Raw genomic sequence first — 13,162 nt, 5'->3', positions numbered from 1 at the left:
GTCATTGATCACTGGTTAGAGACACGACAATCCCTGATTGTTGAATATTGTAAGCTTGCAGCGCTGCAACCTTGTTCGAAAACCAATGTTATTGAACTCCCATCTCCTTCCGAACTGCAGGATTTCTGTCAGCACCTCGTTGATTACATCTCCGAAGGCCACTTTAAAATTTATGACATGGTTATGGACCGTTGGAAAGCAACCGGCTTTGTCGTGACTAATGAGATCAATCAAACCTATGGTCAAATTGTTCTAACGACTGAACCATTATTGAACTTTAACGATAAGTACTCAGAAGTGACTGAAGATGATGAATTAAATGATTTCGATTCTGATATGTGTCTCATTGGAGAAATTCTTGAGACTCGCTTTGAAGTCGAGGACTATCTGATACAGCAAATCGCAGAAAGCCTGTCTATGCCACCTGGAGCTTAGTATTTGCAAACATTCAGAAATAGAGTGAGAGAAAAGACTGACGATCATCGTCGGTCTTTTTTGTTTCTAGCTTTATCGAAAATCCCACCGGAAGAACAAAGTAGTATAAAAAACTAAAAAGGCACCCGAAGGTGCCTTTTTCTTAAGCTTTTAACGATTACTCGTTATATGACTTACTCTTCAGAAGAGAAACCAGCGTTTAGAAGTGCCGCTAGGTTATCCGTTGCTTGCTCAGCAGAAGGACCATCTTGCGCTTCAGAACGTTTAGCTTGACGCTCTTGGTGGTATGCGAAACCAGTACCAGCAGGGATCAGACGACCAACAATTACGTTCTCTTTCAGACCACGTAGGTCATCACGCTTACCAGAAACCGCAGCTTCTGTTAGTACGCGAGTTGTCTCCTGGAACGATGCCGCAGAGATGAACGACTCAGTCGCTAGAGATGCTTTAGTAATACCTAGTAGTTCACGTTCGAAACGTGCAGGCTCTTTGCCTTCAGCTTCTAGGTTACGGTTAGCAATCTTAACTTGTGAGTACTCAATCTGTTCACCAGGTAGGAACTCAGAGTCACCAGAGTGAGTAATAGTACACTTACGTAGCATCTGACGAACGATAGTTTCAATGTGCTTATCGTTAATCTTAACGCCTTGTAGACGGTAAACTTCCTGTACTTCGTTAGCAATGTACTGCGTTACCGCGTGTACGCCACGTAGACGTAGGATGTCATGTGGAGACTCTGGACCATCTGCGATCACATCACCACGTTCAACTTTTTCACCTTCGAATACGTTCAACTGACGATGCTTAGGAATCATCTCTTCGTAAGCTTCACCGCTTTCACGTGTGATCACTAGGCGACGTTTACCTTTCGTCTCTTTACCAAAGCTCACAGTACCTGTGTGCTCAGCAAGGATTGCAGGCTCTTTCGGCTTACGTGCTTCAAATAGGTCAGCAACTCGTGGAAGACCACCGGTGATATCTTTGTTACCGCCAGACTTCTGAGGAATACGTGCTAGTGTTGCACCAACACCTACTGCTGCGCCATCTTCGATGTTCACAATCGCTTTACCAGGTAGGAAGTAGTGAGCTGGCATATCAGTACCAGGGATCATTACATCGTTACCTTGCTCGTCAACAAGTTTGATAGCTGGACGCATATCTTTACCTGCTGAAGGGCGAGCTGCTGGGTCAGTTACTTCGCTTGAAGATAGACCAGTTAGGTCATCAGTTTGACGAGATACTGTTACACCGTCGATCATATCTACGAACTGGATGCGACCTGCTACCTCAGTAATGATAGGTAGTGTGTGCGCTTCCCAGTTTGCAACTGTTTCGCCAGCTTGAACTGTATCACCATCGCCTTTGCTTAGTAGCGTACCGTAAGGCAGTTTGTGTTTCTCTTTAGTACGACCAAACTCATCAACGATAGTTAACTCTGTCGCACGAGAAGTGATAACGATCTTACCGTCATCAGCCAATACAGATTTAGCGTTGTGTAGCTTGATAGAACCGTTGTTCTTAACTTGAACACTGTTCTCTGCCGCTGCTGTCGATGCCGCACCACCGATGTGGAACGTACGCATCGTTAGCTGTGTACCTGGCTCACCGATAGACTGAGCAGCAATAACACCCACTGCTTCACCTTGGTTCACTAGGTGACCACGTGCTAGGTCACGACCGTAACATTGTGCACAACAACCGAAGTCAGAATCACACGTTACTACAGAGCGCACTTTCATGCTGTCTACTGAGTTCTCTTCCATGATTTGACACCACTTCTCATCGATCAGGGTGTTACGTGGAATAAGAACGTCTTCAGTGCCAGGTTTTAGTACGTCTTCAGCAACAACACGACCAAGAGCAAGCTCAGAAAGTGCAACTTTAACATCACCACCCTCGATGTGAGGCATCATGTCGACACCTTCGTGAGTGCCACAGTCATGTTCAGTTACAACAACGTCTTGAGCAACGTCTACTAGACGACGCGTTAGGTAACCCGAGTTCGCTGTTTTCAGTGCCGTATCCGCAAGACCCTTACGAGCACCGTGCGTTGAGATAAAGTACTGAAGTACGTTTAGACCTTCTTTAAAGTTAGCTGTGATCGGCGTTTCGATGATTGAACCATCTGGACGCGCCATCAGACCACGCATACCCGCAAGCTGACGAATCTGTGCTGCAGAACCACGAGCGCCCGAGTCCGCCATCATATAGATGCTGTTGAATGACTCTTGCTGTTCCTCTTCACCGTCACGGTTAACTACCGTTTCAGAAGAAAGGTTTTCCATCATTGCTTTCGCAACACGGTCGTTGGTCGATGCCCAGATATCGATAACTTTGTTGTAGCGTTCGCCCGCAGTAACAAGACCTGATTGGTACTGTTCCTGGATTTCACGTACTTCTTCTTCCGCTTCTGCGATTTCAGTGTACTTAGCTGCTGGTACAACCATATCGTCGATACCAACAGATACACCAGAAAGTGCCGCGTATGCGAAACCTGTGTACATGATTTGGTCAGCGAAGATTACTGTGTCTTTCAGACCTAGTTTACGGTACGCCTCGTTAAGTAGGTTAGAGATTTGCTTCTTACCTAGCTTTTGGTTAACGATGCTGTACGGTAGACCAGCTGGCACGATTTGCCATAGCATTGCACGACCAACAGTGGTGTCTACCATCTTGGTTTCTGTAGTGCTGTTGCCATCTTCGTCTACAACAGTTTCTGTAATACGTACTTTAACGCGTGCGTGAAGCTCAGCTTGTTTAGTGCGGTATGCTTTCTCAGCCTCTTCTGGGCCAGAAAGGTACATGCCTTCACCTTTCACGTTGATCTTTTCACGAGTCATGTAGTACAGACCCAATACAACGTCCTGAGAAGGTACGATGATCGGATCACCTGACGCTGGCGACAGAATGTTGTTTGTCGACATCATCAGAGTACGAGCTTCAAGCTGTGCCTCTAGAGTTAGAGGTACGTGAACCGCCATTTGGTCACCATCGAAGTCCGCGTTGTACGCCGCACAAACAAGTGGGTGTAGCTGAATCGCTTTACCTTCGATCAGTACTGGTTCGAACGCCTGGATACCTAGACGGTGAAGCGTAGGTGCACGGTTCAATAGTACTGGGTGTTCACGGATTACTTCGTCTAGGATATCCCAAACGACCGCTTCTTCACGCTCTACCATTTTCTTAGCAGCTTTGATTGTAGTCGCAAGACCACGAGTCTCTAGCTTGCTGTAGATGAATGGTTTGAATAGCTCAAGTGCCATCTTCTTAGGAAGACCACACTGGTGTAGACGCAGGTATGGACCTACTGTGATTACAGAACGGCCAGAGTAGTCTACACGTTTACCTAGAAGGTTCTGACGGAAACGACCTTGTTTACCCTTGATCATATCAGCAAGAGATTTCAGAGGACGCTTGTTAGAACCTGTGATCGCACGACCACGACGACCGTTATCTAGTAGCGCATCAACAGACTCTTGCAGCATACGTTTTTCGTTACGTACGATGATGTCCGGAGCAGCTAGCTCTAGAAGACGCTTCAAACGGTTGTTACGGTTGATCACACGACGGTATAGATCGTTAAGATCAGAAGTCGCAAAGCGACCGCCATCTAGAGGTACTAGAGGACGTAGATCTGGCGGAAGTACTGGAAGTACAGTTAGGATCATCCACTCAGGGTTGTTACCCGATGCGATGAACGCTTCTACCAGCTTAAGACGCTTAGTTACTTTCTTACGCTTAGTTTCAGAGTTTGTTGTCTCTAACTCTTCACGCATTTGTTCTGCTTCAGCGTGCATATCCATAGAACCTAGTAGGTCCTTGATAGCTTCCGCACCCATCTTAGCAGTGAACTCGTCGCCCCACTCTTCTAGACGATCTAGATACTCTTCTTCAGTAAGCATCTGACCTTTTTCTAGATCAGTCATACCAGGCTCTGTTACTACGTACATTTCGAAGTACAGAACGCGTTCGATATCACGTAGAGGGATATCCATTAGTAGACCGATACGAGACGGTAGCGATTTTAGGAACCAGATGTGAGCTACTGGTGAAGCCAGTTCAATGTGGCCCATACGGTCACGACGAACTTTAGTTTGTGTAACTTCTACACCACACTTCTCACAGATAACACCACGGTGCTTCAGGCGCTTGTACTTACCACAAAGACATTCGTAGTCTTTAACTGGACCAAAGATACGCGCACAGAACAGACCATCGCGTTCAGGTTTGAACGTACGATAGTTGATCGTTTCAGGTTTTTTAACTTCACCGAAAGACCATGAACGGATCATGTCTGGTGAAGATAGACCGATTTTGATTGCATCAAATTCTTCGGTCTTATGCTGTGCTTTTAGAAAGTTTAATAAGTCTTTCACAATCAGCTCCTGTAAGGAGTTAAAAGGAGCTCACTTGCTAAAGTGAGCACCTTCTTCCAAATAATCGCTTTGATTCTCTCGACTTTCATCAAGAGAGAAAAGGATTACTCTTCGTCTTCTAGCTCGATGTTGATACCTAGCGAGCGGATCTCTTTCAACAGTACGTTGAACGATTCTGGCATGCCAGGTTCCATGCTGTGGTTACCGTCTACGATGTTCTTGTACATCTTAGTACGGCCGTTAACGTCATCCGACTTAACCGTTAGCATTTCTTGTAGCGTGTAAGCAGCACCGTATGCTTCTAGTGCCCATACTTCCATCTCACCGAAACGCTGACCACCGAACTGAGCTTTACCACCTAGTGGCTGCTGAGTTACTAGGCTGTACGAACCAGTTGAACGAGCGTGCATCTTGTCATCAACAAGGTGGTTCAGTTTCAGCATGTACATGTAACCAACAGTTACAGGACGCTCAAACGCATCACCTGTGCGACCATCAAACAGTGTTAACTGACCTGATGTTGGTAGATCTGCTAGCTCAAGAAGTGCTTTGATTGACTCTTCTGGAGCGCCATCAAATACAGGAGTCGCGATTGGTAGACCGCCACGCAAGTTCTTGATCAGAGTACGTACTTCATCATCAGATAGAGAAGCAATGTCTACTTTCTGGCGAGTGTCGCCTAGATCGTAAACTTTTTGTAGGAACTCGCGGAATTTCGCTAGTTCTTGCTGCTCTTTAACCATCTGGTTGATCTTGTCACCGATACCTTTCGCTGCCAGACCTAAGTGTACTTCTAGGATCTGACCGATGTTCATACGCGAAGGTACACCCAGTGGGTTAAGTACGATGTCTACAGGCTGACCTTTCTCATCGTATGGCATGTCTTCAACAGGGTTGATCTTAGAGATTACACCCTTGTTACCGTGACGACCCGCCATCTTATCACCAGGCTGAATGCGACGTTTAACCGCTAGGTAAACCTTAACGATCTTCAGTACACCAGGTGCTAAATCATCACCTTGAGTGATCTTACGACGCTTAGTTTCGAACTTCTTATCGAAGTCGGCTTTTAGCTCATCCCACTGCTCAGCAAGTTGCTCAAGCTGAGTTTGTAGTGCGTCATCTTCTAGCGTTAGTTCTAGCCACTTCTTACGATCAGTTGTGTCTAGTTTCGCTTCAGAGTAACCGCCTTCAATCAATACAGCTTTAACACGGTTTAGAAGGCCGCCCTCAAGAATCTGGAATTCTTCAGTTAGGTCTTTCTTCGCTTCTTTAAGCTGCATCTGTTCGATTTCAAGCGCACGCTTGTCTTTCTCTACGCCATCGCGAGTAAAGACTTGAACGTCGATGATCGTACCTGATACAGAGTTAGGTACACGTAGTGAAGTATCTTTAACGTCAGATGCTTTTTCACCGAAGATTGCACGTAGTAGCTTCTCTTCAGGCGTTAGCTGAGTTTCACCTTTAGGTGTAACTTTACCAACTAGGATGTCGCCACCCTTAACTTCAGCACCGATGTAAACGATACCTGACTCGTCTAGTTTAGACAGAGCAGACTCACCTACGTTTGGAATATCCGCTGTGATCTCTTCAGAACCAAGCTTAGTATCACGCGCCACACAAGTCAGTTCTTGGATGTGGATAGTCGTGAAACGGTCTTCTTGAACTACGCGCTCAGATACTAAGATCGAGTCTTCGAAGTTGTAACCGTTCCAAGGCATGAACGCGATACGCATGTTTTGACCAAGCGCTAGTTCACCAAGGTCTGTTGAAGGACCATCAGCAAGAACGTCACCGCGTGATACAGGCTCACCTGGCATCACACATGGGCGCTGGTTAATACATGTGTTCTGGTTAGAACGTGTGTATTTAGTCAGGTTGTAGATGTCGATACCAGCTTCACCTGGTACTAGCTCTTCTTCGTTAACTTTAACAACGATACGAGAAGCATCTACTGACTGGATTACACCACCACGTTTAGCAACTGCAGTTACACCTGAGTCAACGGCTACGTTACGTTCAATACCAGTACCAACAAGCGGTTTGTCAGCTTTCAGTGTTGGAACTGCCTGACGTTGCATGTTCGCACCCATCAATGCACGGTTCGCATCATCGTGTTCTAGGAACGGGATAAGCGATGCAGCGATAGATACAACCTGGTTTGTCGCAACGTCCATGTACTGAGCGTGCTCACGAGGGTGTAGACCAGATTCACCTTTCTGACGAGCTGTGATCAGCTCATCTGCAAAAGTACCATCTTCGTTTAGCTTAGCGTTCGCCTGTGCGATAACGAATTGGCCTTCTTCGATTGCAGATAGGTAATCTACTTCGTCTGTTACTACGCCATCTACAACGCGACGGTATGGTGTCTCTAGGAAACCGTACTCGTTACAACGCGCAAACGCAGATAGAGAGTTGATCAGACCGATGTTTGGACCTTCAGGCGTTTCGATAGGACATAGACGACCGTAGTGAGTTACGTGTACGTCACGTACTTCGAAGCCAGCACGTTCACGAGTTAGACCGCCAGGACCCAATGCAGAAATACGACGCTTGTGCGTTACTTCTGATAGCGGGTTGTTTTGGTCCATGAACTGTGAAAGCTGTGAAGAGCCAAAGAATTCTTTAACTGCCGCAGAAATTGGCTTCGCGTTGATCAAGTCTTGAGGCATGATTGCGTCAAGATCGCCTAGGCTTAGACGCTCTTTAACTGCACGCTCAACACGTACTAGACCTACACGGAACTGGTTCTCAGCCATTTCGCCTACAGAACGGATACGACGGTTGCCTAGGTGGTCGATATCGTCCACTTCGCCCTTACCGTTACGGATCGCGATCAGCTTCTTCATCACTTCGATGATATCAGTTTCATCAAGTGTGCCTTGCTCTTGAGCATCTTCACGGCCGATAGAGCTGTTGAACTTCATACGACCAACAGTCGATAGATCGTAACGCTCTTCAGAGAAGAATAGGCTTTCGAATAGAGCTTCTGCAGCTTCTTTTGTTGGCGGCTCACCAGGGCGCATCATGCGGTAGATTTCTACCAATGCAGAAATACGATCAACCGTGCTGTCGATACGTAGTGTTTCTGACATGAATGGACCATGGTCTAGATCGTTCGTGAATAGAACTTCTAGCGCTTTGTGGCCAGCCTGAGATAGGTTCGCTAGTGCTTCCAGGCTGATTTCCTGGTTAGCGTTAACAATGATCTCGCCTGTTGCTTCATTGATATAATCTTTTGATGCAACTTTACCTACGATGTACTCAACTGGTACTTCGATGTGATCAACACCATCTTTTTCTAGTTGGCGGATATGACGAGCTGTTACGCGACGACCTTGCTCAACGTAAACTTTACCATTTGCTTCGATGTCGAATGACGCAGTTTCACCACGTAGACGATCCGGAACCAACTCCATCAATAGAGTTTGGTCTTTCACTTCGAAGTTCACTTTCTCGAAGAAGATATCTAGGATTTCTTCTGTCGACTTACCTAGTGCTCGAAGGATGATCGATGCTGGTAGCTTACGACGGCGGTCGATACGAACGTATAAGTTATCCTTAGGATCAAACTCGAAATCAAGCCATGAACCACGGTAAGGAATAACACGTGCGTTGTATAAAACTTTACCTGAAGAGTGGGTCTTACCCTTATCGCTGTCGAAGAACACGCCTGGGCTTCGGTGCAGCTGGGATACGATAACCCTCTCGGTACCGTTGATTACGAAGGTACCATTGTCTGTCATGAGTGGAATTTCACCCATGTAGACTTCTTGTTCTTTAATGTCTTTTACAGTACCTGCTGGCGCGTCTTTATCAAAGATAACTAGGCGTAGTTTTACACGTAGTGGCTTTGAGTAAGTTACACCGCGGATTTGACATTCTTTAACGTCAAAAACTGGCTCACCAAGACGGTAGCTAACGTATTGCAGCTCAGAATTGCCGTTGTAGCTCTGAATCGGGAATACAGAACGGAAAGCGGCTTCAAGACCGTATTGACCTTCAGGATCCTGTTCGATAAATTTGTCGAACGAATCGAGCTGGATCGATAGCAGGTATGGAATGTCCAAAACTTGTGGACGAGTACCAAAGTCCTTACGGATGCGCTTTTTCTCGGTATAAGAGTAAACCATGGGGTTCCTCAGCTCGCTGATAAGTGACCCAAACTGTCCGCCCGCTCCTAGTTACTTAAGGGGGGTAAGGGACAGTGACTAATATAGCTGTTTACTGTAGTGACATTTCATTTCGTAAGAATGAAATGTTTTTTGCATGGATATCAGGCGCTTAAACAGCGGGAAAATTCGCCTATACCCTACAGCGCAAAAAGGCCGGTGGTTAAAAAACCACCAGCCAATTAGCCGTTAGGCTAAGAAACTATGCAATAATTACTTAACAGCAACAGTTGCACCAGCTTCTTCTAGCTGAGCTTTAAGAGCTTCAGCTTCTGCTTTCTCAACACCTTCTTTAAGAGGTGCTGGAGCGCCGTCTACTAGAGCTTTAGCTTCTTTAAGACCTAGGCCAGTTGCGCCACGTACTGCTTTGATTACAGCAACTTTGTTACCGCCAGCAGCTTCTAGGATTACGTCGAATTCAGTTTGCTCAGCAGCAGCTTCGCCTGCAGCAGCGCCGCCAGCTACAACAGCAGCAGCAGCAGAAACACCGAATTTCTCTTCCATTGCTTCGATTAGTTCAACAACTTGCATTACAGACATTTCTGCAACTGCGTCTAGGATTTGCTCGTTAGTAATAGACATAACAATTCTCTTTTAAGTCAACAATAAGTTTATTAAGCAACCAGTAAAAAGCAAGGCTTATGCCGCTGCTTCTTGTTTTTGATCGCGGATAGCTGCGATAGTACGCGCCAGCTTGCCAGCCGAAGCTTCTTTCATGCACATCATTAGGCGTGCGATTGCTTCGTCGTAAGTTGGTAGTGTTGCTAGTACTTCAGCGTCAGTTAAAGCGCCTTCAAATGCAGCAGCTTTGATCTCGAAATCTTTGTTCTCTTTAGCGAAGTCTTTGAAAAGACGCGCTGCAGCACCTGGGTGCTCATTAGAGAATGCGATTAGAGTAGGACCAGTGAAAGTGTCAGTTAGACACTCGTACTCAGTACCTTCAACCGCACGACGAGCAAGAGTGTTACGAACAACTCTCATGTAAACGCCAGCTTCACGAGCTTGTTTACGTAGAGAAGTCATCGCGCCAACTTGAACGCCACGAGAATCAGCTACAACTGCAGAAAGTGCACCACTGGCAGCTTCGTTGACTTCAGCAACAATTGCTTTTTTGTCTTGAAGGTTTAAAGCCATCTTGGATTTACTCCTGGTTGTCGTTACACCACTCACTATCATCACGACAGTGAGAGCTATTGAGGTGCTTCCCCAGAAGAAAGTTAACTATATTACATAGAGCTTTCTGTCAGTTCGGGCACCATCTACGTAGGATAATTAAGTTTGCTTTTACACAAACACCTACGGTCTTGGACGGAGACTGGGTCTTAATTCATTTCGAACTAGGAGACAGTTCAAAGAACCAAAGTTCAGCCCCAACCACAAATATTAGGCGCAAAATTATACACTAATTTTGCGCCTAAGCAAATAAATTATGCTTGAGTGTTCAGGCTAGCCTGATCAACAGCAACACCAGCACCCATAGTAGTAGAGATGCTTACTTTCTTCAGGAAAGTACCTTTCGCTGAAGATGGCTTAGCTTTCTTCAGAGCAACTAGAAGTGCTTCTAGGTTCTCTTTGATCTGCTCAGCAGAGAAGTTTGCTTTACCGATAGTAGTGTGGATGATGCCGTTTTTGTCGTTACGGTAACGAACCTGACCAGCTTTAGCGTTTTTAACTGCTTCAGCAACGTTAGGAGTTACAGTACCAACTTTAGGGTTTGGCATAAGACCGCGAGGACCTAGGATAGTACCTAGTTGACCTACAACGCGCATTGCATCTGGAGAAGCAACAACTACGTCAAAGTTCATTTCGCCTTTCTTAACTTGCTCAGCAAGATCTTCCATACCTACGATGTCTGCGCCAGCTTCTTTAGCTGCTTCAGCGTTAGCACCTTGAGTGAACACTGCAACGCGGATTTCGCGGCCAGTACCGTGAGGTAGTACAGTTGCACCACGTACGTTCTGGTCAGATTTACGAGCATCAATGCCTAGGTTAACAGCAACGTCTACAGACTCAACGAATTTAGCAGTCGCTAGTTCTTGAAGAAGAGCAACAGCTTCGTTGATTTCGTATTCTTTAGTTACGTCAACTTTTTCGCGGATTACGCGCATGCGCTTAGTTAGTTTTGCCATCTTATTAACCCTCTACCACTAGGCCCATTGAACGAGCAGTACCAGCGATAGAACGCTTCATCGCTTCGATGTCAGCACCAGTCATATCAGCAGCTTTAGTTTCTGCGATTTCTTGGATTTGAGCGTCAGTTACAGTACCAACTTTTTCAGTGTTTGGACGACCTGAACCAGACTTAACGCCAGCAGCTTTCTTAAGAAGAACAGCAGCAGGTGGAGTCTTAGTTACGAACGTGAAAGAACGGTCGCTGTATACTGTGATAACTACTGGAGTTGGTAGACCTTTCTCAATAGATTCTGTTTTTGCGTTGAACGCTTTACAGAATTCCATGATGTTCACACCGTGTTGACCTAGTGCAGGACCTACTGGTGGACTAGGGTTAGCCATACCAGCAGCAACTTGTAGCTTGATGTAAGCTTCAACTTTCTTAGCCATGATAATTCCTAAGTTTGGGTACAAACGCTAATCGCGGATCAGCTCCCCGTTTGTGTAAGAAACTTTTTACTTCACTTGAAGTAAAAAGGCGCGAAATTATAGTCATAATCCGCGCCTTATACAACCCTAAAAAGGTGATTTTTTATACTCTTTAACGAAGAGTCTTAGTCCAGCTTTTCAACCTGACCAAATTCAAGCTCAACTGGTGTCGCACGACCAAAGATCGATACAGACACTTTCAGGCGGCTCTTCTCGTAATCCACTTCTTCAACAGTACCGTTGAAGTCAGCAAATGGACCTTCGTTAACACGTACCACTTCACCCGCTTCGTACATTGTACGCGGACGAGGCGCTTCACTCGCTTTCTCAAGACGATTAAGAATCGCGTCAGCCTCTTTATCCGTGATAGGTGCCGGACGGTCTGAGGTACCACCAATGAAGCCCATGACACGCGGCACACTGCGTACTAGGTGCCATGATTCATCGTTCATAATCATCTGAACAAGGACGTAACCTGGGAAGAACTTACGCTCAGATTTGCGACGCTGACCCGCGCGCATTTCCACTACTTCTTCAGTAGGAACCAGTACTTCACCGAATAGCTCTTCCATGCCGTGCATTTTGATATGCTCGCGCAGAGATTGAGCTACACGACTTTCAAATCCAGAGAAGGCTTGAACCACATACCAGCGTTTTTTTGGAGCTTCACTCATGAATAAAAACCCTCTATACCCCAGTTGCTAGAGCTACTAGACGAACCATAATTCCGTCAATACCCCATAGCACTAGAGCCATTACAATACTTACAGCTAAAACGATCAGTGTTGTTTGCATGGTTTCTTGGCGAGTAGGCCAAACAACTTTACGTACTTCCATACGAGATTCTTTTGCAAAACTGATCGCTGCTTTACCTTTAGTCGTTGTTGCTGCAACGCCTAAGGCAGCTGCAATAAGAACAACAACGCCTGCAGCACGAACCACTACAGACATTTCACCATACAGGTAATTACCCACAACAGCGGCAGCTGCCAATACGAAAGCGGCTACCCACTTAAACGTATCTGCTGCGTTTGAGCTATCAGGAGTTTCAGCATTATTTGCTTTCATAAAACCAACCTGTTACAAGTCTTAATATAGACGACAACAACCCCGCTGTTGCAGGGCAAACTCCATATCGCTGAAAAAATCAGCGTACTCTTCTTAAGATTAAGCCTCTTTGCTTAATCTTGCTCTGCGCCCAACCCACTTCTGAACAAGAAAACAGCAAAAATAATGTTGAGTGCAGAAAAAGGGCATCAAATGATGCCCTTTTTGCTACTGGTTCGTCAAATCTAATTCAAGATTTTCCGAAAGCATCGCTAATTCGCTATGAATTAGTCGAAGATCTTAGCAACAACACCAGCACCTACTGTACGGCCACCTTCACGGATCGCGAAACGTAGACCTTCGTCCATTGCGATTGGTGCGATTAGCTCTACAGTCATCTGTACGTTGTCGCCTGGCATTACCATTTCTACGCCGTCTGGTAGCTGGATGTCACCAGTTACGTCAGTTGTACGGAAGTAGAACTGTGGACGGTAGCCTTTGAAGAATGGAGTGTGACGACCACCTTCATCT

General features: G+C 45.9%; 9 protein-coding genes and 1 pseudogene. 1 reads left to right on the top strand and 9 read right to left on the bottom strand.

The annotated features are described in order from the left end of the window. Window positions 1-435, top strand: a 435-nt coding sequence (gene rsd / locus CAG68_RS10425) for a sigma D regulator (RefSeq protein WP_161441115.1), incomplete at its 5' end; no start/stop codon positions are given. A 173-nt stretch (window positions 436-608) separates the two neighbouring features. On the opposite strand, the gene rpoC is transcribed toward rsd, so the two are convergent. The 9 genes and pseudogenes from rpoC to tuf form a co-directional block, all read right to left on the bottom strand. After that, window positions 609-4,811: a DNA-directed RNA polymerase subunit beta' gene (gene rpoC / locus CAG68_RS10420; RefSeq protein ID WP_005382514.1), complete on the bottom strand. Its 4,203-nt coding sequence runs from the start codon at window positions 4,809-4,811 to the stop codon at window positions 609-611. A gap of 104 nt (window positions 4,812-4,915) precedes the next feature. Then, window positions 4,916-8,944 carry a DNA-directed RNA polymerase subunit beta gene (rpoB, locus tag CAG68_RS10415; protein WP_005384685.1) on the bottom strand — a complete coding sequence of 1,343 codons (4,029 nt, stop codon included), beginning with the start codon at window positions 8,942-8,944 and terminating at the stop codon, window positions 4,916-4,918. Window positions 8,945-9,196: 252 nt separating this feature from the next. Continuing rightward, complete coding sequence (gene rplL, locus CAG68_RS10410) at window positions 9,197-9,565, bottom strand: 50S ribosomal protein L7/L12 (protein WP_005382540.1); 369 nt, start codon at window positions 9,563-9,565, stop codon at window positions 9,197-9,199. A 57-nt stretch (window positions 9,566-9,622) separates the two neighbouring features. Then, window positions 9,623-10,117: a 50S ribosomal protein L10 gene (rplJ, locus tag CAG68_RS10405; RefSeq protein WP_005382538.1), complete on the bottom strand. Its 495-nt coding sequence runs from the start codon at window positions 10,115-10,117 to the stop codon at window positions 9,623-9,625. Between the two features lie 293 nt (window positions 10,118-10,410). After that, window positions 10,411-11,112: a 50S ribosomal protein L1 gene (gene rplA / locus CAG68_RS10400; protein ID WP_005384683.1), complete on the bottom strand. Its 702-nt coding sequence runs from the start codon at window positions 11,110-11,112 to the stop codon at window positions 10,411-10,413. Between the two features lie 4 nt (window positions 11,113-11,116). Continuing rightward, window positions 11,117-11,545 (bottom strand): 50S ribosomal protein L11, encoded by a 429-nt coding sequence (gene rplK / locus CAG68_RS10395; RefSeq protein ID WP_005384682.1) that lies wholly within the window; start codon window positions 11,543-11,545, stop codon window positions 11,117-11,119. A gap of 164 nt (window positions 11,546-11,709) precedes the next feature. Then, complete coding sequence (gene nusG, locus CAG68_RS10390; protein ID WP_161441114.1) at window positions 11,710-12,258, bottom strand: transcription termination/antitermination protein NusG; 549 nt, start codon at window positions 12,256-12,258, stop codon at window positions 11,710-11,712. Window positions 12,259-12,271: 13 nt separating this feature from the next. Further along, window positions 12,272-12,652 (bottom strand): preprotein translocase subunit SecE, encoded by a 381-nt coding sequence (gene secE / locus CAG68_RS10385; RefSeq protein WP_005384680.1) that lies wholly within the window; start codon window positions 12,650-12,652, stop codon window positions 12,272-12,274. 266 nt (window positions 12,653-12,918) lie between these two features. Next, window positions 12,919-13,162, bottom strand: a pseudogene (gene tuf, locus CAG68_RS10380) (elongation factor Tu); the annotation flags it as partial.

It is taken from the genome of Vibrio sp. V42_P2S4T144 (assembly GCF_009904715.1).
Classification (GTDB): domain Bacteria; phylum Pseudomonadota; class Gammaproteobacteria; order Enterobacterales; family Vibrionaceae; genus Vibrio; species Vibrio alginolyticus.
This window is presented reverse-complemented; position numbering and strand designations above follow the sequence as displayed.